Annotated in this window: 23 protein-coding genes; 3 read left to right on the top strand and 20 right to left on the bottom strand. The window is 53.1% G+C overall.

Features of this window, described 5'->3' with window-relative positions:
- Positions 1-22 precede the first annotated feature (22 nt).
- Positions 23-796 carry a DUF2057 domain-containing protein gene (locus ONV78_RS21680; protein WP_279506304.1) on the bottom strand — a complete coding sequence of 258 codons (774 nt, stop codon included), beginning with the start codon at positions 794-796 and terminating at the stop codon, positions 23-25.
- Positions 797-966: 170 nt separating this feature from the next.
- On the opposite strand from ONV78_RS21680, the gene ONV78_RS21675 reads away from it, so the two are divergent.
- Entirely contained in the window at positions 967-1,197 is a 231-nt protein-coding gene (locus ONV78_RS21675) for a DUF6316 family protein (protein WP_127973440.1), read from the top strand.
- Between the two features lie 4 nt (positions 1,198-1,201).
- On the opposite strand, the gene ONV78_RS21670 is transcribed toward ONV78_RS21675, so the two are convergent.
- Genes ONV78_RS21670 through glyA form a run of 9 tightly spaced genes read right to left on the bottom strand, consistent with a single transcriptional unit; the run spans position 1,202 to position 8,497 of the window.
- Complete coding sequence (locus ONV78_RS21670) at positions 1,202-1,717, bottom strand: phosphatidylglycerophosphatase A (protein WP_279506300.1); 516 nt, start codon at positions 1,715-1,717, stop codon at positions 1,202-1,204.
- A complete protein-coding gene (gene thiL / locus ONV78_RS21665; RefSeq protein ID WP_279506298.1) occupies positions 1,714-2,691 on the bottom strand; it encodes a thiamine-phosphate kinase in 978 nt (325 codons plus the stop codon). The genes ONV78_RS21670 and thiL overlap by 4 nt, the downstream gene beginning before the upstream one ends.
- A gap of 30 nt (positions 2,692-2,721) precedes the next feature.
- Positions 2,722-3,171, bottom strand: a complete 450-nt coding sequence (nusB, locus tag ONV78_RS21660) for a transcription antitermination factor NusB (protein WP_216738700.1) — start codon at positions 3,169-3,171, stop codon at positions 2,722-2,724.
- Positions 3,172-3,201: 30 nt separating this feature from the next.
- Entirely contained in the window at positions 3,202-3,678 is a 477-nt protein-coding gene (gene ribE, locus ONV78_RS21655) for a 6,7-dimethyl-8-ribityllumazine synthase (RefSeq protein ID WP_127973443.1), read from the bottom strand.
- A 21-nt stretch (positions 3,679-3,699) separates the two neighbouring features.
- A complete protein-coding gene (gene ribBA, locus ONV78_RS21650) occupies positions 3,700-4,836 on the bottom strand; it encodes a bifunctional 3,4-dihydroxy-2-butanone-4-phosphate synthase/GTP cyclohydrolase II (protein WP_216738692.1) in 1,137 nt (378 codons plus the stop codon).
- 49 nt (positions 4,837-4,885) lie between these two features.
- A complete protein-coding gene (locus tag ONV78_RS21645) occupies positions 4,886-5,554 on the bottom strand; it encodes a riboflavin synthase (RefSeq protein WP_279506295.1) in 669 nt (222 codons plus the stop codon).
- A 1-nt stretch (position 5,555) separates the two neighbouring features.
- The gene (ribD, locus tag ONV78_RS21640; protein WP_279506294.1) at positions 5,556-6,674 is read right to left on the bottom strand and encodes a bifunctional diaminohydroxyphosphoribosylaminopyrimidine deaminase/5-amino-6-(5-phosphoribosylamino)uracil reductase RibD; all 1,119 of its coding nucleotides are present in this window, start codon (positions 6,672-6,674) and stop codon (positions 5,556-5,558) included.
- Entirely contained in the window at positions 6,674-7,183 is a 510-nt protein-coding gene (nrdR, locus tag ONV78_RS21635; RefSeq protein WP_216738689.1) for a transcriptional regulator NrdR, read from the bottom strand. The genes ribD and nrdR overlap by 1 nt, the downstream gene beginning before the upstream one ends.
- 57 nt (positions 7,184-7,240) lie before the next feature.
- A complete protein-coding gene (gene glyA / locus ONV78_RS21630; protein WP_279506291.1) occupies positions 7,241-8,497 on the bottom strand; it encodes a serine hydroxymethyltransferase in 1,257 nt (418 codons plus the stop codon).
- A gap of 387 nt (positions 8,498-8,884) precedes the next feature.
- Between glyA and ettA the strand changes: the two genes are divergently transcribed.
- Positions 8,885-10,546: an energy-dependent translational throttle protein EttA gene (gene ettA / locus ONV78_RS21625; protein WP_216738687.1), complete on the top strand. Its 1,662-nt coding sequence runs from the start codon at positions 8,885-8,887 to the stop codon at positions 10,544-10,546.
- A 105-nt stretch (positions 10,547-10,651) separates the two neighbouring features.
- The gene (locus ONV78_RS21620; RefSeq protein WP_127973450.1) at positions 10,652-11,029 is read left to right on the top strand and encodes a PilZ domain-containing protein; all 378 of its coding nucleotides are present in this window, start codon (positions 10,652-10,654) and stop codon (positions 11,027-11,029) included.
- A gap of 11 nt (positions 11,030-11,040) precedes the next feature.
- Here the strand turns inward: ONV78_RS21620 and radA are convergent, their stop codons facing one another.
- The 10 genes from radA to pilO all read right to left on the bottom strand — a co-directional run bounded on the left by radA (position 11,041) and on the right by pilO (position 26,525).
- A complete protein-coding gene (gene radA, locus ONV78_RS21615; protein WP_216738686.1) occupies positions 11,041-12,399 on the bottom strand; it encodes a DNA repair protein RadA in 1,359 nt (452 codons plus the stop codon).
- A gap of 32 nt (positions 12,400-12,431) precedes the next feature.
- Positions 12,432-13,502, bottom strand: coding sequence for a uroporphyrinogen decarboxylase (gene hemE / locus ONV78_RS21610; protein WP_216738685.1), 1,071 nt, complete (start codon positions 13,500-13,502; stop codon positions 12,432-12,434).
- Between the two features lie 130 nt (positions 13,503-13,632).
- Entirely contained in the window at positions 13,633-15,051 is a 1,419-nt protein-coding gene (locus tag ONV78_RS21605) for an FAD-dependent oxidoreductase (RefSeq protein ID WP_279506289.1), read from the bottom strand.
- Between the two features lie 129 nt (positions 15,052-15,180).
- Positions 15,181-19,632 (bottom strand): glutamate synthase large subunit, encoded by a 4,452-nt coding sequence (gltB, locus tag ONV78_RS21600; protein ID WP_279506287.1) that lies wholly within the window; start codon positions 19,630-19,632, stop codon positions 15,181-15,183.
- A gap of 202 nt (positions 19,633-19,834) precedes the next feature.
- Entirely contained in the window at positions 19,835-21,466 is a 1,632-nt protein-coding gene (locus ONV78_RS21595) for an AAA family ATPase (RefSeq protein WP_279506368.1), read from the bottom strand.
- Between the two features lie 14 nt (positions 21,467-21,480).
- The gene (gene aroB, locus ONV78_RS21590; RefSeq protein ID WP_216738699.1) at positions 21,481-22,563 is read right to left on the bottom strand and encodes a 3-dehydroquinate synthase; all 1,083 of its coding nucleotides are present in this window, start codon (positions 22,561-22,563) and stop codon (positions 21,481-21,483) included.
- 11 nt (positions 22,564-22,574) lie between these two features.
- A complete protein-coding gene (aroK, locus tag ONV78_RS21585; RefSeq protein ID WP_279506285.1) occupies positions 22,575-23,153 on the bottom strand; it encodes a shikimate kinase AroK in 579 nt (192 codons plus the stop codon).
- An 89-nt stretch (positions 23,154-23,242) separates the two neighbouring features.
- Entirely contained in the window at positions 23,243-25,372 is a 2,130-nt protein-coding gene (gene pilQ / locus ONV78_RS21580) for a type IV pilus secretin PilQ (protein WP_279506283.1), read from the bottom strand.
- Positions 25,372-25,911, bottom strand: coding sequence for a pilus assembly protein PilP (locus ONV78_RS21575; protein ID WP_279506281.1), 540 nt, complete (start codon positions 25,909-25,911; stop codon positions 25,372-25,374). Before ONV78_RS21575 ends, pilQ begins: the two co-directional genes overlap by 1 nt.
- Complete coding sequence (gene pilO / locus ONV78_RS21570) at positions 25,908-26,525, bottom strand: type 4a pilus biogenesis protein PilO (RefSeq protein ID WP_279506280.1); 618 nt, start codon at positions 26,523-26,525, stop codon at positions 25,908-25,910. The genes ONV78_RS21575 and pilO overlap by 4 nt, the downstream gene beginning before the upstream one ends.

The following is a 26,525-nucleotide window of genomic DNA, read 5'->3' as shown; positions in this document are numbered from 1 at the left end:
AAGCCTTCGGGGGAAGAAGGCGCTACTTAAAGGCCCAGTGAAGAAATTGTTTCTTCTCTTCAGCCGACGCCTTTTCCCAGAGCACTTTTAAAGCCTCAATACGGGAAATGCCAGCGTCTGATGGTGATACGGCAACATTATTAGACACTTGACCGCTCTGGACTGGCTGCACTGAAGCCACTACTGCCGAGTTAGCCCTGACAGCTCCTACAGCCGAAGGTTGTGTCACCGTTGGCTGAGTAGCAGCGACAGCAACAGCCTGGTAGGGGCCGCTATTGGCTACTGTTCTATTGGCGCTATCCACTAGAGCAATTTTAGGCGATTTTACAAAAGCTTCGGCCTCTCTCTTGGAATCAGGCTTGTTGAATCCGAATGTGTAAACTTGTCCAGGCTGCATGTCTACCGTGACTTGAAGACGGTCAGACAAAACCTTGTCTACGTGCTCCGCATCACTGTCATCATTCTCTCTTGGCTTAGCCCAGATACTGGTATAGCGGTAAACAAGCGTCCGCTGACCAGGCAAAATATCGTAGGTTAAATCAATGTTTTCAAAGAGAAAGTTTTTTTGCGAGACGCCGTCGATTTCAAGCAGCTCTATTTCAGCGGGAGCCATGACTTTAGCCACTTGGCCATCGCCCAGGGTTTGACCATCATAGGTTTTAATCGCTCGCGTCGTTCCACACGCACTAATGGCGATTGCTAACGCCACTACAAGCGACGACCGGAGCCAGGACCAAATAACCTTCATATCATCCTCTTTAACTTTTATTTCGTAAGAAGCTTTAGGAGCTTTCATAAAACGGGCTCAATTGTCATACGGCGGAAGGGCTTATGCAACCTCGTAGCGCCACTTATTAAGCTAACAAAATAACGCATAGGCTAACCCATTTGCCTAATTTAATAAGTTGTGCCACTTTTTAATCAAACGATAACAACACTATATCTATGCAGAAGAGGGACTTTAATATGGATACTACCAACAGAAGAGGTGAAGACGGCTTGACGCCGTTTCGCAGCGACCGCTTCTTCGCTGTCGGCGACAAGTGGTATTTTTCTACACGGGAAGGCTTTGATAGCGGACCTTACGCCGCTAAAGAACGCGCAGAAGAGGGATTGCGCCGCTTCCTGAAAGTCGCCCAGCTTCTGCCTGGCGAAAGCCAAGCCGCCAGGGTGATGAGAGCGCATAGAATCTATTGAGGCGCTAAAACAACGCGGCGCAGTAGATCGTCAGTTGCGTCGCCGCCAACGCCATGACGCCAGCCAGCAGGTCGTCGAGCATGATTCCTTTCCCCCCATGGATATGACGATCGCACCATCGAATAGGCCACGGCTTCCAGATATCAAATAGCCGAAAATAAACAAAAGCCAGCAGGATGAACACACTATTCCAGGGTAACAAAAACAACGCTATCCATTGCCCGACAAACTCGTCCCACACAATAGCCTTGTGGTCGTGCACCCCCCAGTCGCTAGCGGTTCTACCACACAAGTAAACGCCCAAGATCGCTGACACAAAGATAACCGACAATTGCAGCCATGGTCCCAAGTGCGCCAAAGAGGCCATGTAAATGAGCACCGCCAACGCGGACCCAAAGGTTCCTGGCGCCCAAGGAGCCAAGCCAGACCCCAAACCAGCGGCAAGCAAATGAGTCGGCGACTTCAGCGTCGCAATAACGGACGGTGTAAAGGAGGATTCAGCGCGCGTAGTCAAAGTCACGATACAGAGTTCTCTTTAAAGTGGTCATATCCGCCCCTCGGCGCCAGCTTTACCTCTTCTCCATGCCTTCGCAATGCGACCCCCGACTCCCTTCGCAAGCTTCCGATACGGCTCAACGCCACATCAGCGGATAATGATTGAATAAGTTCACGCGCAGATTGTGGCGCAGTAAAGCAGAGTTCATAGTCATCCCCGCCCTGAAGGGCGAAGCCCAATGCGTCTTCTTTTGAGAAAGCCGCCAGTAAAGCGGAGGACAGTGGTATCTCATCTTCTTCTATCAGCGCGCCGCAATTTGAGGCGGAACAGATATGTGACAAGTCCGCTACCAGCCCGTCGGAAATATCAATGGCCGCGGTCGCAATTCCCTGCAACTCCCTTCCCAGCTTTATACGAGGCTGCGGACTTTCATAGCGCTGGTATAGCTGGCGCTCCAAAGGCGTTAAAGAGGCATGCGGCCGCCCTAATAAAGACAAAGCGGCGGCGGCGTCACCGAGAGCCCCGGAAACCCAGACATCCTCTCCGGGCGAGGCTCCGTGACGATATAGGCAATGATCTTGAACACGTCCAAACACCGTCAAGGTAACAGCAAGAGGCCCTTTCGTCGTATCCCCACCAATGAGAGGAATCTTCCAAGCCAAGGCGGACTCAAACAACCGAGAGCCAAACCCCTGCAGCCAGTCCTCATTGATAATCGGCAGAGTTAACGCCAGAGTAAACCCGACAGGCTCAGCGCCCATCGCCGCTAAATCACTAACGCTGGAGCCAAGGCTGCGGGCGGCGACCATTTCCGCAGATGCATCCACCGGAAAGTGGACGCCAGATACGCAGGTATCAGTAGAAATCACGAGACGACCACTCAGAGGAGCTAAAACGGCGCAATCATCCCCAATTCCGGTCTCAATCCGCCGCTCAGCACCTGGAAAGTTCGCGAAAGGCGCATGAAAGTAGCGCGATATTAGTTCGAACTCGCCCATTAGCCGCTCTACCTGACGTATCCGCTCAATTTACTTTTTCTTGTTTTTGGCGGCGGCCACTTCCGCCTGACGCAATTGCGGGGCCAGCTTATCCAGAACACTGTTGACGAACTTATGCCCATCCGTTCCGCCAAACTGCTTGGCCAGCTCAACGGCTTCGTTTATCACCACGCGATAGGGCACTTCGATACGCGAGCGCAACTCGAAAGCTCCCATACGGATCAAGCTCAATTCCACCGGATCCACATCCGTCAGTTTGCGGTCAACGAATGGCTGTAATAGCGCATCAAGCTCACTCACACTGGAGGGGACGCCATATAAAACCGCCTTGAACAAATCCCTGTCCACTTGTTGCAGATCGTTATCCACAGCGAATTCCGCTTCGATCTGAGAAATGGAGGCGCCGGCGACGCGCCATTGGTAAAGCGCCTGCAGCGCCAGTTTACGGGCGGCGCGGCGCTTCTCCATCGCCTTGGACATGGGGCGCCCTGAAGACGGTTGTTCGCTCACTTATTCACCTACCTGCTGAAGTAGTCCGACCATTTCCAACGCTGACAGCGCGGCTTCCGCCCCTTTGTTGCCGGCTTTGGTGCCTGAGCGCTCGATGGCTTGCTCAATGCTGTCCACAGTCAGCACACCGAATGCGACAGGAATGCCCGCCTGCAGGGAGACCTGACCCAGCCCTTTGGCGCACTCGCCTGCGACATACTCAAAATGAGGCGTACCGCCACGGATCACCGCGCCCAAAGCAATTACCGCATCCGGTTTGGTGCGTGCGGCAACTTGCTGAGCCAGCAAAGGAATTTCAAAAGCGCCAGGCGCTCTATAAACAGTGATTTGACTTTCCGCAACGCCATGACGACGCAAAGCGTCCAGTGCGCCTTCCAGCAAGCTCTCCACTACAAAGCTGTTAAATCTCCCTACGACAATGGCGTATTTCGCGGACGCCCCTTGCAAGAAATCGCCTTCTACCACTTTGACCGTCATATCTTCTCTCCAAACTTAACTCTAATTCGTTGACTCGGCTTCGCCACAAAACGGAACATATTCCACAACTTCGAGGTCAAAACCAGACAACGCGCTGAACTTCATCGGCGCGCTCATGACGCGCATTTTACCGACGCCGAGGTCCCTCAATATCTGGGACCCCGTACCTATAGTCAGATACGCTCCGGAAACCGGAGAAACATTGCCCGACCGCTTTTTCTTGGGCTTAAAGAAATCATGGACTCTTTCGCTGATATCCTGCTCGCCACTTTCACTGTCCAGCAGAATCACCACTCCCTCGCCTTCTTCAGCCACCTTCGCCAGCGCTTTACCAATGGGCCAGCTCTCAGAACCCGGGCGTATGGCGCCAAACAAATCTTTCAATACGTCGGCGAAGTGAACGCGAACCAGCACAGGTCTATCAGGACTTGGCTCGCCCATCACCAGCGCCAAATGGATATTTTCCTGAATCGTGTCTTTATATGTCACCAACTTGAAGGCGCCGTATTCTGTCGGCAGCTCGTTTTCCTCCAGACGCTCAATGGTCTGCTCTGTTGTGGCGCGATAATGTATCAGGTCAGCGATAGTGCCGATTTTAAGACCGTGCTCGCGAGCGAACGCCTCCAGCTCCGGGCGACGCGCCATAGTGCCGTCTTCATTCATGATCTCGACGATTACAGCCGCGGGTTCGCATCCGGCCAAACGCGCCAAATCACAGCCCGCTTCAGTATGACCCGCACGACTCAGCACGCCACCAGGCTGGGCGGTGAGAGGAAATATATGGCCTGGCTGCACCAAATCCGTCGGTTTGGTGTTACGTCCTACGGCGACTCTAATTGTATGCGCGCGATCTGCAGCGGAAATACCGGTAGTTACGCCCTCCGCCGCTTCGATGGACACAGTGAACGCTGTAGCGAATTGCGCATTATTGGCGTTCACCATGGGATTCAAGCCAAGATACTGGCAACGTTCCCGGGTCATGGGGAGACAAATCAAACCCCGAGCGTGCTTCGCCATGAAGTTGATGTCTTCCGGACGCACCATCTCCGCAGCCATGATAAGATCGCCTTCGTTTTCGCGATCCTCATCATCCATCAAAATAACCATTTTGCCTTGACGGATGTCCTGAATCAGTTCTTCTACGCTGTTAAGCTGCATACTCAGCCTCAAATATCGTACTCACATCTGCTTTCAGCGCATGCGGCTTTTATGATTTATAAAAGCCATGTTGCGCCAGAAATTCTTTACTTATTGTAGACGTCTTCGCGTCGCTCTTTTCAGCGGAAGCGCAAAACAGTAGTCGCTCGGTATAACGGGCAAGGAGGTCCACTTCCAAGTGCACCAGACTTCCGGTCTTCAGCCCCCCCAGAGTTGTCGCACGCGCTGTGTGGGGCACAATATTCAGGCTCATTTCAGATCCGGCGATATCATTAACCGTCAGGCTAACGCCATCGACAGTGATAGACCCTTTGGCGGCGATATAGCGCAACAAATCTTCCGGCGCTCGGATTGATAAGCGTAGAGAGCGCGCATCCTCCTGTTTTGAAATCAGTTCACCAACGCCATCGACATGCCCCGACACCAGATGACCACCCAGACGCGCGCTCAACTGCATGGCTTTTTCCAGATTCACCTTTACGCCTGAACGCCATGCGGCAATAGACGTATGCGCGGACGTTTCCCGCGACACATCCGCGCGGAACCCTTTGCCGCTCATTGACGTCACCGTCAGGCACACTCCGTTTACCGCGATACTATCGCCCAGACGAACGTCCTCCATGAAACCTCCGGTGGCGCCGATTTCCAGCACCCAATCGCCGCTCTGTTGGCGGATGGCGTTCACTACGCCCACTTCTTCTACCAATCCGGTAAACATGTCACTCCTTCCTCCAGATCATGCGCACATCGTCGCCGACCTGACGGACTTCGTTTAACTTCAAAGATATAACCTGATCCATTTGATCGAAACACGGCAAAGCGAATGCTGAACGCCCCTCCCCCATTAACTTGGGAGCAATATAAGTCCAAATCTCATCCGCAAGCCCTTGTGCGACAAAAGCGCCCGCCAGGTTGGCGCCCGCTTCAACCAGCACTTCATTGCACTCTCTGGCCGCCAAAGCAGAGAGCAAAGCGGTAAGATCGACTCGCCCATTCTCGCCCGTGAGCTTCAGCACCTCAAAGTCAGCCTCGCAATTCCGCCGCTGCGCGAGCCAACTTTCAGGAACGTCAGCGCATGTAACCAGCAATATTTTTCCTGACAGTTTGAGCATTTTGCTATCGGCTGGAAATCTCAACTGGGAGTCCAACACCACCCGCAAAGGTTGCCTCAACTTACCATTACAGGCCCGTTCCAGCTCCTGACTGCGAACATTCAGTGAAGGGTCATCCGCGATCACTGTGCCGATCCCCGTAATGATCGCAGAGCTGCGGGCGCGCAGTTTTTGCACGTCTTCTCTCGCGGCGCCGCCAGTAATCCATTTACTGACGCCATTAAGCAACGCAGACCTTCCATCCAGACTGCTTGCGACTTTTACCCGCACCCAGGGACGACCCGCGCGCATACGCTGAAAGAAGCCAATATTAAGCTCATCCGCTTCCGCAGCCATACATCCGGCATGGGCTTCAATACCTGCATTTCGCAGTAGAGCCAGTCCTTTGCCGGCGACACTTGGATTAGGATCTTCCATGGCCGCGACGACCCGCCGCACGCCAGCCTTAACCAGCGCTTCAGCGCAAGGCGGCGTACGCCCATGGTGACTGCATGGCTCCAGCGTGACATAACAGTCTGCGCCTCTTGCGGAGTCGCCAGCTGCCCGCAATGCATTGACCTCCGCGTGCCCTTCACCGGCGCGTTCATGCCAACCTTCGCCGACAATCTCGCCATTTTTCACCAAGACACAGCCCACTCTGGGATTGGGATCTGTGGTGTATAAACCACGCTCGGCCAATCGCAGCGCGCGCGCCATGAATGCATAGTCTTGCGAGGAAATAGCCATTACTTGGAAGTGACGTCGTCTTTATTAGACGCTTTTTCCGACATCATGGGCGTGGCTGCATCTCTGGAGAGTTTGTCAATCTCAGCGCGAAACTCATCCAAGTCCTGGAACCTGCGATAGACCGAAGCAAAACGGACGAAAGCGACCTGATCCAGTTCGCGCAGCTCCGCCATAACTTCTTCCCCGATGACTCTGGAGTTCAGTTCCCGTTCTCCGGTGGCGCGCAGACGAAATTTAATACGGTCTACAGCCGCTTCGATTTCCTCCATGCTCACCGGGCGCTTTTCCAATGCTTTCAGGAAGCCCGCCCGCAGCTTATCTTCGTCAAAAGGCTCACGGGTGCCGTCTTGTTTCACGACTCTGGGCATCACCAGCTCCGCCGCTTCGTAGGTAGTAAAGCGTTCAGAGCAAGAGACGCACTCGCGGCGGCGGCGCACCTGGCTGCCATCGGCGACCAAGCGGGAGTCAATTACCTTTGTGTCCGCAGCGCTGCAAAACGGGCAATGCATATATCACCAAAATCCTGTGTCCAGAAAAGCAAATGCTCCCCGCAGGGAGCGCTTTATTTATCCTTTGTATACCGGGAAACGTTTGCACAGCTCCAGTACTTGCAGCTTAACGCGCTGGATAGTCTCTTCGTTTTCGATATCGTCCAGAACGTCGCAGATCCAGCCAGTCAGCTCTTTGGCTTCCGCTTCGCCCATGCCGCGACGGGTGATGGCAGGCGTACCGATGCGTAAGCCGCTGGTGACGAATGGAGAGCGAGGATCATTAGGCACTGCGTTTTTATTCACTGTGATGTTGGCGCGCCCCAATGCCGCATCAGCATCTTTCCCAGTGATATCTTTCTTGATCAGGTCAACCAGGAACAAATGGTCGTCCGTACCGCCGGAAACAATGTCATATCCGCGCTGAATAAAAGTTTCAGCCATAACTTGGGCGTTTTTAACTACTTGCGCCTGATATTGCTTGAATTCATCAGTCATCGCTTCTTTGAAGCAAACCGCTTTCGCAGCAATAACATGCATCAAAGGGCCGCCCTGGCTTTCAGGGAAGACAGCGAAGTTCAGTTTCTTTTCCAGCTCTTCGTTGGCTTTGGCGAGAATCAGACCGCCGCGGGGACCGCCTAATGTTTTGTGAGTCGTGGTCGTAGTGACGTCGGCGATCTGCACTGGGCTGGGATATACGCCCGCCGCCACCAGACCGGCGATGTGGGCCATATCGACAAACAAGTATGCGCCGACTTCGTCCGCGATGGCGCGGAAGCGTTCCCAATCGATAACTCGGGAATACGCGGAGAAACCCGCCACTATCATCTTGGGCTTATTCTCACGCGCCAGCTTGGCGACTTCTTCGTAGTCAATCTCACCGGTTTCTGGATTCAAGCCGTACTGCACTGCTTTGTAAATACGACCTGAGAAGCTGACGGAGGCGCCGTGAGTCAGGTGACCGCCGTGGGCCAGGCTCATACCGAGGATCACATCGCCAGGTTTACACAGGGCCATGTATACCGCTGCGTTCGCCTGAGAGCCTGAGTGAGGCTGTACGTTGGCGTAATCTGCGCCGAACAGCGCTTTAGCGCGGTCGATAGCCAGTTGCTCAACCACATCGACATATTCACAACCGCCGTAATAACGCTTGTTGGGATAACCTTCCGCATACTTGTTGGTAAGCGCGGAGCCCTGGGCTTCCATAACGCGTGGACTGGTGTAGTTTTCAGATGCAATCAGTTCTATGTGCTCTTCCTGACGCTGGGTTTCACCTTGCATGGCGGTCCAAAGATCAGGATCAAAACTTGCAATGGTCATGTCACGCGTAAACATCTGTCGCCTCTATCTCTAGGAAGTGAGTACCGTAGTTTCGTGAAGTCAGCGTACGGCGGTGAGAAAAGCCGCTATTTTAATCGATTATCCCCTGCTCTTCACCCCATTTTACTGCGCGCCGGAGAAGGCGGGTCAAAGCTCTAGCAAAACCGCCGCCCGTTTGCCAAAGACAACGATTTCAGCTAACTTAAACGGCCATTCACAGTACCATTCCATTCGCCCAGACGCTTGCGGCCGGACTTTACGCCAATGTCCAGACAGGCCCGCGTAGTTTCCAGCCGTCACTCGTTAGGACAGATGGAGTCTCAGAATTATTTCCATAAACGGCTTAACGCGGGCGAACGCTTTCGTTTTCACTATCAAATCAAAGATATAGGTTTCAATCTCATGGCACAGTACGTGTACACCATGAATCGGGTGGGCAAAGTGGTCCCCCCGAAGCGAGAAATTCTTAAGGACATCTCTCTCAGCTTCTTCCCTGGCGCCAAAATCGGCGTTCTGGGTCTGAACGGCTCAGGTAAGTCCACGTTATTGCGCATTATGGCTGGCGTGGATACCGACATTATCGGCGAAGCTCGTCCGCAGCCCGGCATTAATGTCGGCTACCTGCCTCAGGAGCCGCAGCTGGATGAAAGCAAAGATGTTCGCGGCAACGTCGAAGAAGCCGTAGCAGAAATCAAAAACGCAATGACGCGCCTGGATGAAGTATACGCAGCCTATGCGGAGCCTGACGCCGACTTTGACGCCCTGGCCGCAGAGCAGGCCAAGCTGGAAGCGCTGTTGCAGACTACAGACGGCCATAATCTTGAGCGCACGTTGGAAGTCGCCGCCGACGCGCTGCGTCTCCCCCCCTGGGACGCCCAGGTAAGCACCCTGTCCGGAGGCGAGCGCCGCCGCGTCGCTCTGTGTAAGCTGCTGCTATCCAAGCCAGACATGCTGCTGCTGGACGAACCTACCAACCATTTGGACGCAGAAAGCGTCGCCTGGCTGGAACGCTTCCTTCATGAATATCCCGGCACCGTCGTAGCGATTACCCACGACCGATACTTCCTCGACAATGTCGCCGGCTGGATACTGGAGCTGGACCGCGGTCGCGGCATTCCTTTCGAGGGCAACTACAGCCAGTGGCTGGAAGCCAAAGAAAAACGCCTTGAGCAGGAAGAGAGAACTGAAGCCGCTCGCCAGAAGACCATCAAGTCAGAGCTGGACTGGGTGCGCAGCAACCCCAAAGGCCGCCACGCCAAGAGTAAAGCGCGTCTGGCCCGCTTTGAAGAGCTGTCGTCTCAAGACTTCCAGTCCCGTAACGAAACTAACGAGATTTACATTCCGCCCGGACCACGCTTGGGGGATATCGTCATTGAAGTCAATGACGTCAAGAAACGTTTCGGCGACAAACTGCTATTCGATAACCTTAACTTCAATGTGCCCCCGGGTAGCATTGTCGGCGTCATCGGCGGCAACGGCGCAGGCAAGTCTACGTTATTCAAGCTGATCGCCGGCATGGAGCAACCAGAGTCTGGCGCTATCCGCCTTGGCGACACGGTGCAGCTTTCCTACGTCGGACAAATGCGGGAGCTGGACGACAGCAAAACTGTATGGGAAGAAGTCAGCGACGGTCAGGACATGATTGAAGTGGGTTCTTATCGCACCCCTTCCCGCGCTTATCTATCCCGCTTCAACTTCCGCGGCGGCGAACAGCAAAAGCGGGTCAAGGAGCTGTCCGGCGGTGAACGCAACCGTTTATTCCTGGCCAAGCTGCTAAAACAAGGCGGCAACGTATTGCTGCTGGACGAACCTACCAACGATCTGGACGTTGAGACCTTACGAGCGCTTGAGGAAGCCTTACTGGCGTTCCCTGGCTGCGCCATTGTCATCTCGCACGATCGCTGGTTCCTTGACCGTATCGCCACCCACATCCTGGCTTTCGAAGGCGACAGCGAAGTGGTTTGGTTCGAAGGCAACTTCTCCGAATACGACGAAGACTACAAGAAACGCGTCGGCGAAAGCGCCGCCGTGCCCCAGCGCATGAAATACAAGCGCCTGGCCTGATAGCCTTTCTTTCTGGACGGGGTCAACGCCCCGTCCGCCTCTCTCAACGTGAAGTTCTCCCATGTAGCGACTATAGTTTAGGTATCGCTACAGGGAATAAAAACTATGTCGCCCACGACTTCTTCCGATCGCCGCCGTTTTCAGCGTATATCATTCGATGCGGAGGTGACCATTCAACAAAGCAACCGCAGCTGGATCAGTCAGTTATTGGATATCTCTTTTCGCGGCGCACTGGTGCATGAGCCTGCAGACTGGGGTGATGCTGACGCCAACGCTCCGTTTGAGCTTCGCGTCAACCTGGGAGCGGAGCATCTAATCAGTTTCAACGGACATTTGCGCCACGCAGAAAAAGGCCACCTGGGGTTTTCCTGCGAGCACATGGATCTGGATAGCGCCTCTACGCTGAGGCGCCTGGTGGAACTGAATCTGGGAAGTTCCGATCTGTTGGAAAGAGAACTCGCCGCACTGATTGAGACAGTGTAACGCCCCTCGCGTTACAGCAGCTCCAGCGCCTCCTGCAGACGGGAAACGCCAATCACCTGCATGCCTTCAGGGGCTTTCTTGGGTGCGTTTGACTTGGGAACAATCGCCTTGGTGAAGCCGTGTTTGGCCGCTTCGACGATACGCTCCTGCCCGCTGCTGACCGGCCGGATCTCTCCTGACAGCCCCACCTCGCCAAACACCACCCAATCACTCGGCGCCGCTCGGTCCTTGAAGCTTGAGGATATCGCCATCAATACCGCCAAATCCGCACTGGTTTCAGCGATTTTCACACCGCCCACCACGTTAATGAACACATCCTGATCCCCCACGTGTAAGCCCCCGTGGCGATGCAAGACCGCCAATAGCAGAGCCAGACGCTGAGGGTCTGAACCTATCGCCAAACGTCTGGGGGCCGCGCCAAAGCCTTGATCCACCAGCGCCTGAATTTCCACCAGCAGTGGTCGGGTGCCTTCCCAGGCGACGGTCACAATACTGCCCGCAGCGGTGTGTCCCTCGCGATTAAGAAAAATAGCACTGGGATTTTTAACGTCCTTTAGCCCCGTCTCCATCATGGCGAAAACGCCTAACTCATTCACGGCTCCAAAACGATTCTTGATCGCGCGCAACGTCCGGAAACGGCTATCTTCGTTACCTTCCAGCATGATAGAGGCGTCGATCATATGCTCAAGCACTTTGGGCCCCGCCAAAGAGCCGTCTTTCGTGACATGGCCGACGATCAACAAGGCGACGCCGGACTGCTTGGCGTAACGGGTAAGCGCCGCAGCGGCTTCGCGCACCTGCGCCACACTACCGGGCGCGGATTGCAGCTCCGCCATATGCATGACCTGAATACTATCAATCACAAGAATATTCGGCTGCTGCTCGCGCGCGGTATCGAGAACGCTTTCGACGTCCGTCTCCGACATCACCTGCATACCGTGACTGTTAAGCTGCAGCCGGCGTGCGCGCATGGCGATCTGTTGAATGGACTCTTCCCCGGTCACGTAGAGGATCTTGTGTCGCTCCGCCAGTCGACAGGTCGTCTGCAGTAGCAGCGTACTTTTGCCTGCGCCGGGATGACCGCCGATCAGCACGACCGATCCGGGAACAATACCGCCTCCAAGCACACGGTCAAACTCGGGACTCAGGGTGGAAGTGCGGGGAAGATCGACCAGTTCGACCTCTTCCAAGGACTGTAGTTGCGCCCGCTGCCCAGTAAATCCGCTGCGGGCGGCGCTCTTGACAGGCGCCCGGCTTTCACGAAACTCGCTGACCGTATTCCAGGCGCCGCATTGAATACACTGCCCCATCCATTTGCGGTAATCCGCGCCGCATTCCGTGCAGACGTAACTGGTCTGTTTCTTCGCCATTCCTACAAATACTCCACTAGCGCCAATCGTAATCAGGCATTCTGATGATAAGGCGCGCTCAACTCATGGACGGCGTCGATAAAGACTTTCGCGTGCTCTGGGTCCACATCCGGCGTGATCCCATGCCCCAGATTGAAGACATGCCCCTCGCCAGAACCAAAGCTCGCCAGAATGCGTGAAACCTGATCCCGAATCGCAGCAGGAGGCGCATATAGTGCAGCCGGGTCCATATTGCCCTGCAAAGCAACCCGGTCGCCTACTCGCCTTCTGGCCTCGCTGATTTCCGTCGTCCAGTCGAGTCCTAGCGCGTCGGCGCCTGCATCTGCAATATGCTCCAGCCATTGGCCGCCATTTTTGGTGAACAGAATCACCGGTACAGGACGCCCCTCCGCCTCACGCTGCAGCTTCGACACGATCTTTTTCATATAAGCCAGGGAAAATTCAAGGTATCCCGCAGCAGTCAGAGCGCCACCCCAGGTATCAAAAATCTGCACAGCCTGCGCACCCGCACGAATTTGCGCATTCAGGTAATCTGCTACGGAATCCGCCAGTTTATCCAGCAACAAATGCAGCAATTCCGGTTGTCCGTATGCGAGCTTCTTGATTTCACGGAAGTCCTTGCTTGAACCTCCTTCCACCATATAAGTAGCCAGAGTCCAAGGGCTGCCGGAAAAGCCGATCAGGGGAACGCGACCGTTCAACTCCCGGCGAATGGTGCGTACGGCGTTCATGACATAGCCGAGATCTGTGTCCGCGTCTGGCATATGCAGCGCGTTGACGTCCGCTTCCGTTCTTACCGTCTTTTTGAAACGGGGACCTTCTCCAGTTTCGAAGTACAGGCCCAGCCCCATCGCGTCAGGAATAGTGAGGATGTCAGAGAAAAGAATCGCCGCATCAAGCTCAAAACGCTCCAGTGGCTGAAGCGTGACTTCACAGGCGAATTCCGCATTTTTACACAGGTCCATGAAGCTGCCTGCACGAGCCCTGGAAGCCCGATATTCAGGCAAGTAACGTCCGGCCTGGCGCATCATCCACACCGGCGTCACGTCCACCGGCTGCCTCATCAATGCGCGCAAAAATCGATCATTCTTCAGTTCTGACATGACGTCTCCAGGGTTCCAGAATTTGAGAGCAGCACATATACCACGTTCGCCCCCAACAAAAAAGGCATGGAAAACCATGCCTTTTTATACGTCTGAAGCTTTTTGATTGTTAATCAATCACTTCACAGCGTCATACTTCCAGATAATCGAGAATGCCTTCTCCCGCCTGTCTGCCTTCCCAGATAGCCGTGACCACCAAGTCAGAGCCGCGCACCATGTCTCCGCCGGAGAACACCTTCGGGTTAGTCGTCTGGAATTTGTATTGCTGCTGTTCCGGCGCAATGACTCGTCCGCCGTTATCGACATCAATGCCAAACTCCTGGAACCAGGGTGAAGGGCTGGGACGGAAACCAAATGCGATCAGCACCGCGTCCGCCGGCAGAATCTCTTCGCTTCCCGCCACCACTTCAGGACGACGACGACCATTTTCGTCCGGTTCACCCAAGCGAGTTTGCACCACTTTCACGCCCTCTACCCGCTCATCGCCGATGATGGCGACGGGCTGACGGTTGAACAGGAATTTGACTCCCTCTTCTTTCGCGTTGGCGACTTCCTTACGTGAACCAGGCATGTTGGCCTCGTCGCGACGGTAAGCGCAGGTTACCGATTTAGCCTTCTGACGAATCGCCGTCCGGTTACAATCCATTGCAGTATCGCCGCCGCCAAGGACAACGACTCGCTTGCCCTGCATGTCGACAAAGTCTTCCGGCGCTTTTTCATACCCCAGGCAACGGTTGACGTTGGATATCAGATACGGCAGCGCGTCATAAACGCCGGGCAATTCCTCGCCTGGGAAACCGCCTTTCATATAATTGTAGGTTCCCATTCCCAGGAAGACGGCGTCGAATTCACTCAACAAGTCCGCAAACGCCACGTCTTTCCCTACATCCGTGTTCAGACGGAACTCGATGCCCATCTCTTCAAACAGTTTGCGGCGGCGCACCATAACCTCTTTTTCCAGTTTGAACTCTGGAATACCGAAGGTCAGCAACCCGCCAATTTCCGGGTAGCGGTCGAACACGACAGGCTTCACGCCATTGCGGATCAAAACATCCGCACATCCTAAACCAGCGGGACCCGCGCCGATAATGGCGACCCGTTTATCGGTCATGGCCACCTTGGACATATCCGGCTTCCAGCCCAACGCCAGCGCTGTATCTGTAATATATTTCTCGGTCGAGCCGATCGTCACGGCGCCGAAACCATCATTCAGCGTACAGGCGCCTTCGCATAATCTGTCTTGCGGGCATACCCGGCCACAGACTTCAGGGAGCGTATTAGTCTGATGGCTGAGCTCAACCGCCGCCATGATGTTGCCTTCCGACGCCAGCTTTAGCCAATTGGGAATGTAGTTATGCACTGGGCATTTCCATTCGCAATAGGGGTTGCCGCACTCCAGACAGCGGTGCGCCTGGTTTTTGACTTCCTCTTCCTTAAAGGGCTTGTAGATTTCTCTAAACTGCTTCTTACGACGCCCAACCGGAACCTTTTCAGGATCTTGCCGTCCCACATCGAGGAACTGAAAGTTATTGCTCAGTCTCTCCGCCATTGCGTCTAAACCTCTAAACTGTATACAAAAAATCTGTTTCTGGACCCGGCGCGGCGCGAACGCCCGAGGCGCAGTCTCGCCACCCTCATTACGCCGGGAACTCCGACTAAACTTAACAGCCCCGATTTATTACTCAGGCCTTGCCCGCGTGCTGTCCATCAACGAAGCAAGGCTGGCGGCTTTGGGTTTCACCAACCAGAAGCGCCCCACATAGTCATCGAAGTTATCCAGCATGTTTTCCGCCCAGGCGCTGCTGGTTTCCCGAACGTGCTCGTCGATCACGTCGCGCAGATAGTTGCGGTACGCTTCCATCGCTTCGCTGGTAATACGGTGAATCTCCACCAGCTCATGGTTATAGCGGTCGACGAAGCGGTTCTCCTGGTCGAGAACATAAGCAAAGCCGCCAGTCATGCCTGCGCCGAAGTTGTAACCGGTTTTCCCCAGCACAGCCACCATACCACCCGTCATATATTCACAGCAGTGGTCGCCCACGCCTTCCACCACCGCATAGGCGCCGGAGTTACGCACGCCAAAGCGTTCGCCCGCCACACCCGCGGCGAAAAGCTTGCCGCCAGTGGCGCCATACAGGCAGGTGTTGCCGATGATAGAGGTTTCCTGCGATGCAAAAGAGCTGTTCTGGGGCGGACGTATAGTCAATTTACCGCCAGTCATGCCTTTGCCCACGTAATCGTTGGCGTCGCCTTCCAGATACATGTGCAGACCGCCAGCGTTCCACACGCCGAAGCTTTGCCCAGCGGTGCCAGTCAAACGGAAGACCAGCGGGTTATCCGCCATGCCCTGATTGCCGTGTCGCTTAGCGATCTCGCCGGACAAGCGAGCGCCGATAGAGCGATCACAGTTGGTGACGCGAAACTCAAACTCACCGCCACTCTTGGCTTCGATGGTTGGCAGCGCCGCCTGCACCATTTCTTCCGCCAAACGGCCTTTGTCGTATGGGGCATTGCGCTCGGACTGGCAGGTATGCGGCTTGTCCGCAGGTATTGCGTCGTTGCTCAGCATCGGCGTCAAATCCAGATTGCGCTGCTTGGCCGTCGCGCCCGGTAAAATCTCCAGCAGGTCCGTGCGGCCAACCAGTTCTTCCAGAGAACGAACGCCCAGCTTGGCCATCCACTCACGAGTTTCCGTTGCGACGAATTTGAAGTAGTTGATCGCCATTTCCACCGTGCCCTGGAAATGTTTATCGCGCAGATCTTTATTCTGCGTCGCAACACCCGTGGCGCAGTTGTTCAAGTGGCAAATCCGCAGGTATTTACAGCCCAACGCCACCATTGGCCCAGTGCCGAAGCCGAAGCTTTCCGCACCAAGAATGGCCGCTTTCACCACATCCAGACCGGTCTTCAGACCACCGTCCGTCTGCAGGCGCACGTTGCCGCGCAGATCATTCGCACGCAACGCCTGATGCGCTTCTGATAGGCCCAATTCCCAGGGAGAGCCGGCGTACTTGATAGAGGTCAGCGGACTGGCGCCCGTGCCGCCGTCGTACCCCGAAATCGTGATCAGGTCAGCGTAGGCCTTGGCCACACCTGCGGCGATAGTGCCAACGCCCGGTTCAGACACCAGCTTGACCGACACCAGCGCCTCAGGATTCACCTGTTTCAAATCGAAAATCAGCTGCGCTAAATCTTCGATTGAGTAGATATCATGATGCGGCGGCGGAGAAATCAGCGTCACGCCTGGGACGGCATAACGCAGGCGCGCGATTAACTGGTTAACCTTACCGCCAGGAAGCTGCCCGCCTTCGCCTGGCTTCGCGCCTTGCGCCACTTTAATCTGCAGCACATCCGCGCTGACCAGATAGTGCGGCGTCACGCCAAAGCGACCTGAAGCCACCTGCTTGATCTTGGAGCGCTTCTCCGTCCCATAGCGAGCCGGATCTTCACCACCTTCGCCTGAGTTGGAGCGCCCACCCAAGCGGTTCATCGCGACCGCCAGCGCTTCGTGCGCCTCAGGAGACAGCGCGCCAATGGACATGGCGGCGGAGTCAAACCGGGGAAGAATGTTTTCCAGCGGTTCGACTTCGTCTATCGAAATCGGCTTGACCTTATCAGAGATTTTGAAGAGGTCGCGCAGCGTCATCGGCGCCCGGCCGTTTACATAGGAGGCATATTCCTGATAAACGCCATAGTCGCCTTCGCGCACCGCCTTCTGCAGCGCGCCGACCACATCCGGGTTATAGGCGTGATATTCGCCGCCATGGACGAACTTCAGCAGACCGCCCTGCAATATCGGCTTGCGTTTGGCCCAGGCCATTTTAGCCAGCTCTGCCTGCTCCGCCTGGAAGTCATAAAATGAGGCGCCCTGGATGCGGCTGGGAACGCCGCAGAAGCACAAGTCAACAATATCATCCGCCAGCCCCACGGCCTCGAATAATTGCGCGCCGCGATAAGAGGCGATTGTCGAGATCCCCATCTTGGAGAGTATTTTCAACAGACCTTTGTTAATGCCTTTCCGATAGTTATTTTTGGCTTCGATAGGATCGATCAATACTTCGCCGGTATTAATCAGGTCATTAAGCACTTGATAAGACAGGTATGGATAAACCGCCGTGGCGCCGAAACCAAACAACACGGCGAAATGATGCGGATCTCTCGCCCAAGCGGTTTCCACGATGATATTGGCGTCGCAACGCAAACCTTTGTTCACCAAACGGTGATGCACAGCGCCTGTCGCCATAAAGGCGTTGATTGGCAGCTCGCCCTGATTAATGCAGTTGTCGCTCAGTATCACCAGCACTCTGCCGTTACGCGCGGCGTTTTCCGCCTGGTCCGCCACGGCTTCAATCGCTTGCTTGAGGCCTAACTCTGGACGGTACGACAACTTGATTTTCTCGACAGAGAAACCTTCACGCTGCAGGTTGGCGATTCGGAAGAACTTGGCTGGCGACAGCACCGGCGTACTCAGGATAATCCGGTTAGCATGCTGAGCCGTTTCCTGGAATACATTGCGTTCCGCACCCAAACAGGTCTCCAGAGACATGACGATGGTTTCCCGCAACGGATCGATCGGCGGGTTGGTCACCTGGGCAAATTTCTGACGGAAGTAGTCCGCAACGGAACGGATGCGAGTGGACAACACCGCCATCGGCGCATCGTCACCCATTGAGCCCACCGCCTCCTGGCCGGATTCAGCCAGAGGACGTAGCACCTGATCGCGCTCTTCAAAGGAAATCATGAACATTTTCATGTATTCATGCAGGTTTTCCTTTTCCATCAGCGTGAATTCAGGCGTCTGCTGATTAAGTTTGGTTTCCACACGCAGTGCGTTTTCACGCAGCCACTTCTTGTAGGGATGCGCCGACTTCAGACGGTTATCCACATCCTGAGTATGCAGCACTTCGCCGGTATGGGTGTCCACCGCCAAAATCTGACCCGGGCCAACACGGCCCTTGGCGACGACATCCTCAGACTTGTAGCCATAAGTGCCCACTTCCGAGGCCAGCGTAATGTAGCCGTTTTTGGTGATAACCCAGCGCGCAGGACGCAATCCATTACGATCCAGCAGACACACCGCGTAGCGACCGTCAGTCAATACCACACCGGCGGGACCATCCCAAGGCTCCATGTGCATGGAGTTGTATTCATAAAACGCGCGCAAATCCGGGTCCATGGTGTCCACGTTCTGCCATGCAGGCGGGATCATCATACGCACGGCGCGGAATAGATTAACGCCACCCGCCAGCAAGACTTCCAGCATGTTGTCCATGGAAGAGGAATCTGAGCCAGTGCGATTCACAATCGGCTGCAGCGCTTCCAGGTCAGGCAGGTGTGGGGATTTAAATTTGCTTGCGCGAGCCATCGCCCAGTTACGGTTGCCGTCGATAGTGTTGATCTCACCATTGTGAGCCAGATACCGGAAAGGCTGCGCCAACGGCCAACGCGGAGCCGTATTAGTGGAAAAGCGCTGGTGGAACACGCAAATAGCGGTTTCCAGGCGCGAATCGCCAAGGTCCAGATAAAAGTTTGGCAGGTCGACGGGCATCATCAACCCTTTATAAGAAAGCACCTGGCTGGACAAGCTACAGATATAGAACTCTTTATCTTCCGCCAAGGCGTTCTCGGCCATCCTGCGGGCAATATACAGTTTGACCGCAAACTCGTGCTCATTAATGCCCTTCGGGGCTTCAACGAATATTTGTTCTATAACGGGAAGGCAATCCAGAGCCATAGGCCCCAGGCATTCCGTATTCGTAGGAACCAGGCGCCACCCGACGGTTTTCACGCCTTGTTCGGCCAGCGCGGACTCCAAGCGCTCACGGGCGGCTTTCGCCATGGCTTCGTCCTGATTCAGGAACAGCATGCCCACCGCGTAATTCGCGCCCAACTCAATATTAAAGCTTTCTTTGGCTATCGCCCTAAGAAAGGAATCAGGCTTTTGTATCAGTAACCCACAACCGTCGCCGGTTTTGCCATCCGCAGCGATACCACCTCGATGAGTCATGCATGTGAGGGACTCAATAGCGGTGCGCAGCAGATCATGGCTGGCTTGCCCATTCATATGGGCGATCAAACCAAAACCACAGTTATCTTTGAACTCACCTGGTTGATACAGACCTGTCTTCATATGCTTTCTCTCACTTAAATCCTTACGAATCAAAAGCTTGCCTAAAGGAAATCAAAACCAAGCAGCTTTTGATAGGCAAAAATGGGCCGCCCATAATACACACGGACAAGCCTTAGCTCAAATCTAAAGAGATTTGTTAATTAGTAAAAATACCTAAAGGTTTGTGCTTATGACAGAGGTAAGAGAGAAAAAGTCTCGATCCTTATTTGACCAAGCCCTGCAAACCGGAAATGCTGCGCACCCACGCCCCCTGCTCAACCAACGGCTGAGGAAGCTGGGCAAGCGCTTCTTTGGCTTGCTCGATAGAAGGGTAAACGCCGCGCAATACGACAAACCAGTCTTTCCCTTGATACAGGGATTTGACGTAGAAATCCTGGGTGTCTCCCTCCCGTCGCAGGAAGGTCTGCACCGACTCTTTGTGTAGACTGCCCAACAGCTGGATCGTCCAGGCTGAGGACGCTTGTGACTGCAGCCACTCGTTGGTGCGGAAGTAGTGATCCAGGTCATCCACAACTTCAGCAGTTGGGACGTTTTTTTCCACTGTTTTGGTTTTAGGGGGGTCTGCCTTCGCAACAGTTTGAGTGGAAGATGCTGACTGACCCGCCACTGGAGCCGGCTTTTTATTAGCAACAACCGGCGGCGCGTGATCAGAAGTCGTGGTCTCGACCACCTCATCCGGCTTCGCTACCGGCGCTTTTTCAGATGTTTCAGCAGCCACCGTCTTTTGATTCACATCTTTCTCGACTTTCTGAGCCGGAGCCGTTGCACTTTCTGTTTGCGCATCACTTATCGAATCGCGCGGTGACAGCTCATCGGACGTATCAGCAACCGACTCGACGGGTATTTCAGGCTGAGGAGAAATCGTTTCCACTTCCGGTTCTGGCGCGGGGAGTTTTATTGTTACCCGGGAAGAATCCGCAGAGGCGTCTTCCACCTTGGGCGTCGCCTCATAACGCCACGCAATAAAGCCGACGCCCCCCATAAAAATCGCCAACAAAAAGCCGGAAACCAGCTGATATAGCTTCGTGGAAGGATTAAAACTTTTGGGCTTCGACGCCTCCGCGGAAAGAAGAAGAGATCCCGCCAAGCGATCAATTCGCCCCGGTATCCCCTTACTTAGCTGGTATAGTTTCCCCACTACCGCAGGTGGTATTTCTCCCTCACCGCCACTCCACCCGGCCGCGCGAAGCTTTTCATTTAAATAACGGGATGTATCGCTAAGATCCAGCGGAGGAATACCAACATATTGAACAGAGGTCCCGCGCGCGCCACAGGCGCGGGCAAGCTGCTGAGTGATCTGCAGCTGCCCCACCAGTAACAAGCCAAAGGCCCCGGACTGTTCGGGATTAAAGCGAGTGACCAGCAGCTCAAGTGATTCGTCTGACAGCTCATGTGCGTCGTCAATGATGAAAAGCGTACGCAGGCCTGATGCGAAACTTCGTTCGCAGCTTTGCATTATTTCCGCCAACAGTACCTTGGTGGACAGATTGCTTTCCACTGTCGGCAACGCAAGCCCCGTCGCCAGTTGAATAACGAGCGCTTCCGCCCCTTCCAACAGACCGGGCTTCAGTAGCACGATTCTGAGGGCTTCGCCTTCCAATTCAATCAAACGCTTTAGAAGCAAAGACTTACCGCCGCCTTTCGGAGCGGTCAGAGCCACTATACGCTCTGAAAAATGAATCAGGTGACGCAGGTTTTCAGTAACCTCGCCATAACGCCCTACTTGCAGCAGATCAGCGCGACGGCCATCAAAAGGGTCGCCGTCTACGCCATAGACTTCTCGCCATGCGTCTAACGCAAACGCTGGCTCCTGCTGTACGCCTGTTTCTTGCATCAAATTTCGAACAACTAATGAGTGGTGAAAAGCGCCAGAGTTTCCTGCAGCATGTCCGCAGGGAAGTCAGCAGTCACATCAGCCCGTCCCAGCGATTCCAACAACACCAGGCGCAACTGCCCATCCAGCACTTTCTTATCGATCGCCATGTAACGGATGAAGTCATCTTTCGTCATACTGACAGGGGGACGGACCGGCAAATCCGCTCGGCTAATCAGTTTCGTAATCCTCTCACAGTCCTGCTCGCTCAGCCTTCCCATACGACGGGACAAATCCGCCGCCATCAACATCCCTACAGCCACCGCCTCGCCATGCAACCACTCTTTGTAGTGCGTATACGCTTCAATGGCGTGACCGAAGGTATGACCGAGATTCAAAATGGCGCGCAGCCCTTGCTCCGTCTCATCCGCAGCGACCACTTCCGCTTTGATTTCGCAGGAGCGCTTGATAGCGTAGGTTATGGCGGCCGAATCAAGTTCTTTAATCTTATCGATATTTTCTTCCAACCAGCTGAAAAACGCCTGATCGTAAATAAGACCGTACTTAATAACTTCCGCCAAGCCTGCCGACACTTCCGACGCAGGAAGGGTTTTCAGCGTGTCCGTATCTATTACCACTGCTTTCGGCTGATAAAAAGCGCCAATCATATTTTTGCCCAGCGGATGATTCACGCCGGTTTTGCCGCCGACCGATGAGTCCACCTGCGATAACAGCGTGGTCGGGACCTGAATAAAGTCCACTCCCCGCTGATAGCATGCGGCGGCGAAGCCGGTCATGTCGCCAACTACGCCGCCACCGAGGGCAACAAGCGTCGTAGTGCGGTTATGCTTTTGGGTTAGCAGATGGTCAAAGATGTTATTCAGTGAGTCCAAATTCTTGAACTGCTCACCATCTTCCAGAATGGTTTTATCAACTTGAAAGCCTTCAAGACTGGCTTCAAGCTGCTCCAAATAAAGAGGAGCAATGGTTTCATTGGTGACGATCATCACCTGCTTGTGTCTAATGGCGTCCGCAAAATAACTGGATGCCTTCATCAAGCCTGCTCCGATATAGATTGGGTAGCTACGGTCGCCTAATTCGACCTGAAGGGTTTCCATAGTCATCTGTTTCATCGCTCGACAGTTTCCTCACGTGATGCCCGAAGTGTTTTCACTATTTCCCGCACGACTCCTTTGGGACGCTTAGTATCGGTACTGATAATCAGGTCGGCTATGGATCTGTATATGGGCTCGCGCACTGACATGAGTTTCTTCAGCACACTGAGAGGGTCTTCGCTACGCAGCAAAGGTCTTTTGCGGTCTTTACGGGTGCGCTGATATTGTTGCTCTACGGAGGTATGAAGATAAACGATGAAGCCGTATTCTTTCAATGCGCGCTGATTATCAGGATCTACAACGGCGCCACCGCCAGTCGCAATAACCACCGCATCACGTTGCGAAAGGTCGGCGATAACGCTCTTTTCACGCCCTCGAAAACCAACCTCGCCTTCCACATCGAATATCCAGGGAATATCAGCGCCGCAACGGGCCTCGATTTCACGATCAGAGTCTACAAACTCAAATTGCAGCTCTTTCGCAAGCAACTTGCCGATTGTAGTTTTACCGGTCCCCATGGGGCCCACCAGAACGACATTCTTCTTCGCTTTCACCCGAACAGTCCATATTGATACGCCACGGTAGCGGAGCATATCACGCCAGTCCCTCGCCCCTCCACTTTTGCTGGTGCACAGGCACAAAAAAGCCGCCTTAAGGCGGCTTCTTATCCCATCACTTAACCTTAATTTTCGATTAGGCCGTTAGTGATTAGTTTTGGAGTGATGAAGATCAGGAGTTCTGATCTTTCATTAGTATTTTCCTTTTTAGTAAACAGCCTTCCCAAATAAGGAACATCACCAAGGAAAGGTGTCTTTGTAGTCGTTGTAGAAGTCTGAGCAGTAAATATACCACCTAAAACGATTGTCTCACCATTTCCTACCAACACTTGAGTCTTCACCTCATTGGTATCGATGCTTGGAATACCTGCTGTTACATCACCACGTGAGTCCTGGTTAACAACCAGATCCATTATGATCTTGTCATCTGGCGTTATCTGGGGGGTCACTTCTAATGCCAAAACAGCCTTTTTAAACGATATAGAAGTCGCACCACTTGAAGTTGCTTCCTGATAAGGAATTTCTTCACCAGACTCTATTCGAGCAGTCTGCCTATCAGCACTAACAATTTTCGGCTGTGCAACAATTTCTCCTTTACCATCAGACTCCAGAGCGGATAGCTCCATTGAAATTAATCTACTATCCTTCAGGAACCCTAGGGCCAAAGAACTTGCGTTTGTTTTCGTTACCCCCAAATCCACAGCCAATGCTCCCGGATATTCAACCGACTCTCCATTAACTCTCTCAACCATTGTTCCACGGGAACCACCGACAATAATTCTAGAGTCACTATTCGTCTTGTCGTAAAAACCACCCCACTCAATACCAAAATCAGAGACGGCATCGGTACTTGCCCTCACAATTCTAGCTTCAATTAATACCTGGCTTACAGGAACATCCCATGTTTGAATCAACCTGCGGACTTGGGCTAGCTTATCCGCAGTTTCACGAATACTGATAGTATTTGTCCTTTCATCAGAAGAAATAAACCCTCTTGATGAAATAAGGTCCTTATCTTCTTTTAATAGCCCTACTATATCTTTCGCCTTTGCGTAATTAATCTGAACAACTTCCAGTCTAACCGGAGCCAACTCTTTGACCTGCTTACTGGCCTCAAGTTCCAACCTCTCCCTTGCTGCAATTTCTTCCGCAGGTGCAACCAACAGCACATTTCCTACTTTACGCTGATCAAGACCTTTAGTTTTTAGGATTAACTCTAAAGCCTGGTCCCAAGGAACATTTTGCAACCTAAGAGTAATACGTCCGCCTACGGTATCGCTTGCAACCAAATTCAATCCAGTAAAGTCTGCGATTAATTGAAGTACTGAACGGACCTCAATATCTTGAAAATTGAGAGACAGTTTCTCTCCAGTATAGGGAAATTTATCTTTACGCCTTTGCTCAGACTCTTCCTCTGTCAAGGGCTCCACCGCCAAGGTAAACTGATTGTCTGCCTGATAAGCCAAGTAATCATAATCGCCCTCAGGCTTAATCAATACAGTAGCATTACCACTTTCCACGAATGAATCGACTATGCGAACAGGCGTGGCAAAGTCCGTTACATCTAATCGACGCTGCAGCTCAGTTGGTAGAGATACTCCGTTGAAAACCAGCTTAATGTTCCCGGCTTCTTCGGACATATCCACACTCACCTTGGGGTTGGTTAGAGTAATTAGAACTCTGCCATCACCCTTTTCTCCTCTCAAAAAATCGACTTCTGCAATTGCAGGCTTTGAACTGACAGAAGCGCTAACTGTGCGAGCAGGTGTAGTTGACGCCGCACTTTGGGAGGACTTATTTGCCGCCTGCGCTTGTGGCGCAACATGTTCTCCTCCTTCACCAAGGCGAAGCACTAAGGTATTGCCTCTAACTTCACTTGTATAAGGAACAAGCTCAACTAAATTAACAATTACCCTAGTTCGACCACCAGCTTCCAGCACAGTAACACTTTGTGTGTTTCCCTTTGACAGCTCATGGCTACGCTCAGCCAACGCATTCGCCACCCCTTCAAGATCCAAAGCTATCCGAGCCGGTTGCTCAATGCTGTAGCTCCTGGGTTCTGGAGGAGGTGAATCAAACTGCAGTTTTACTTCTGTCCGGTCTCCAGGCAAGGCGGCAAACTCAATACCGGTTAAACTGGTGGCGCCCGCCCACCCGCTTATGGCTAGCGCAATAAACGACAACCATACTTTCAAGATGCGCGCTGTCATTGTTTTCTCCACGAGATTTTCAAATGGCCTAAGGTATACCTTCATTAATTTATTTCCTTCAACCCGAGGGTCCTCGGCCGCTCAAACCAACCGCCTTGCCCATCAGAAACTATTTCAATAATTTCGATTCCTGTCTCATTAATAGAAACCACCTTCCCATGATTTTTCCCCATAAACTGACCTTTGCGCACACGATGAATACCGCCCTGACCATCATTAACGAGTGCATACAAGGTGGACTCACCATCTTTATTGATGGTTCCAACCATACTCATTGAACCAATGGAAAAGCTTTCCAACAATTCAGGCGGCCTGTCTAAGTCAGGCTTCACATTGCTTTTAGGCCTTGCCTCAACCTGCGCCAACTTGATTTCTTCAGGCTGCGAAAAAGGAGAGCGTCTATTAGCTGCACTATAAGAGAATGCTTGATATGCCTTGGGCTCAGGCAAGGGTTCGATGCGACCTTTAGGCCTTGCTTTCACTTCCTGGACAAATAATTGCAAATCATCAAAGCCACTATTTGAGCTACAAGCGCTTAGGAATAATGGAAAGGTAGTTGTCAAAACCAGTAAAAAATACCTCATTGTCTTGTCTCACCCCCATTGTAGCGGTATGTCTTAGCTTGAATCGCCATAGACAGTGGACCTCCCTCTTTATCAGCCTTAATTGTAAAATCGTGCAAAGTTACAATTCGAGAAAGGCCTGCCACCCCACTTACAAAAGAAGCCAGATCATGGTAGCCACCATTAACTTTTATATCTATTGGAAGCTCTACATAAAACTCTTTTGATATTTCAGGCCTCAAATCAATAGAGGCCAACTCCAAACCACTCAAAGAACCAATTGACGATATATCTTCAAGCAAACCTGGAACTTCAGTATCACTAGGCAACTGCTTAAGGAGATCACCAAAGGTTTTCTCCATTTCAGCCATTTGAGCTTTGTATTCTTCCAAGTTCGAAACCTGCGCAGCCTTAGACTCAAATTGCCTCTTTAAGTCCATCTCTTCTGCATGGCTGTTTTCAAGCTTGATGTTAAGCTCTTTAATATCAAACCAGTAAACAGCGCCTAAAACTAAGGCGAAAACGATTAAACAACAGATTACTTTTACCGGGCCAGGCCACGAACCTGCATTATTGAAATCCAGGTCACCCAGGTTAAAATCTTTCATACTTTCGAAGGTGTCAGCGATACTCAT

Origin of the sequence: Hahella sp. CR1 (genome assembly GCF_029813005.1) — a bacterium.
Lineage (GTDB): Bacteria > Pseudomonadota > Gammaproteobacteria > Pseudomonadales > Oleiphilaceae > Hahella.
This window is presented reverse-complemented; position numbering and strand designations above follow the sequence as displayed.

Excerpts from the sequence above, each read along its gene's own strand:
- radA (WP_216738686.1), bottom strand. The coding sequence starts at position 12,399 with ATGGCGAAGAAACAGACCAGTTACGTCTGCACGGAATGCGGCGCGGAT.
- ONV78_RS21645 (WP_279506295.1), bottom strand. The coding sequence starts at position 5,554 with ATGTTTACCGGATTGGTAGAAGAAGTGGGCGTAGTGAACGCCATCCGC.
- thiL (WP_279506298.1), bottom strand. The coding sequence starts at position 2,691 with ATGGGCGAGTTCGAACTAATATCGCGCTACTTTCATGCGCCTTTCGCG.
- ONV78_RS21675 (WP_127973440.1), top strand. The coding sequence starts at position 967 with ATGGATACTACCAACAGAAGAGGTGAAGACGGCTTGACGCCGTTTCGC.
- aroB (WP_216738699.1), bottom strand. The coding sequence starts at position 22,563 with ATGGAAACCCTTCAGGTCGAATTAGGCGACCGTAGCTACCCAATCTAT.
- ribE (WP_127973443.1), bottom strand. The coding sequence starts at position 3,678 with ATGACGGTCAAAGTGGTAGAAGGCGATTTCTTGCAAGGGGCGTCCGCG.
- ONV78_RS21605 (WP_279506289.1), bottom strand. The coding sequence starts at position 15,051 with ATGGCGGAGAGACTGAGCAATAACTTTCAGTTCCTCGATGTGGGACGG.
- ONV78_RS21680 (WP_279506304.1), bottom strand. The coding sequence starts at position 796 with ATGAAAGCTCCTAAAGCTTCTTACGAAATAAAAGTTAAAGAGGATGAT.
- aroK (WP_279506285.1), bottom strand. The coding sequence starts at position 23,153 with ATGCTCCGCTACCGTGGCGTATCAATATGGACTGTTCGGGTGAAAGCG.
- ettA (WP_216738687.1), top strand. The coding sequence starts at position 8,885 with ATGGCACAGTACGTGTACACCATGAATCGGGTGGGCAAAGTGGTCCCC.
- nusB (WP_216738700.1), bottom strand. The coding sequence starts at position 3,171 with ATGTCCAAGGCGATGGAGAAGCGCCGCGCCGCCCGTAAACTGGCGCTG.
- ONV78_RS21575 (WP_279506281.1), bottom strand. The coding sequence starts at position 25,911 with ATGAGGTATTTTTTACTGGTTTTGACAACTACCTTTCCATTATTCCTA.
- ONV78_RS21595 (WP_279506368.1), bottom strand. The coding sequence starts at position 21,466 with ATGCAAGAAACAGGCGTACAGCAGGAGCCAGCGTTTGCGTTAGACGCA.
- pilQ (WP_279506283.1), bottom strand. The coding sequence starts at position 25,372 with ATGAAGGTATACCTTAGGCCATTTGAAAATCTCGTGGAGAAAACAATG.
- hemE (WP_216738685.1), bottom strand. The coding sequence starts at position 13,502 with ATGTCAGAACTGAAGAATGATCGATTTTTGCGCGCATTGATGAGGCAG.
- ribBA (WP_216738692.1), bottom strand. The coding sequence starts at position 4,836 with ATGCAGCTTAACAGCGTAGAAGAACTGATTCAGGACATCCGTCAAGGC.
- ribD (WP_279506294.1), bottom strand. The coding sequence starts at position 6,674 with ATGGCTATTTCCTCGCAAGACTATGCATTCATGGCGCGCGCGCTGCGA.
- glyA (WP_279506291.1), bottom strand. The coding sequence starts at position 8,497 with ATGTTTACGCGTGACATGACCATTGCAAGTTTTGATCCTGATCTTTGG.
- nrdR (WP_216738689.1), bottom strand. The coding sequence starts at position 7,183 with ATGCATTGCCCGTTTTGCAGCGCTGCGGACACAAAGGTAATTGACTCC.
- pilO (WP_279506280.1), bottom strand. The coding sequence starts at position 26,525 with ATGAGTATCGCTGACACCTTCGAAAGTATGAAAGATTTTAACCTGGGT.
- ONV78_RS21620 (WP_127973450.1), top strand. The coding sequence starts at position 10,652 with ATGTCGCCCACGACTTCTTCCGATCGCCGCCGTTTTCAGCGTATATCA.
- gltB (WP_279506287.1), bottom strand. The coding sequence starts at position 19,632 with ATGAAGACAGGTCTGTATCAACCAGGTGAGTTCAAAGATAACTGTGGT.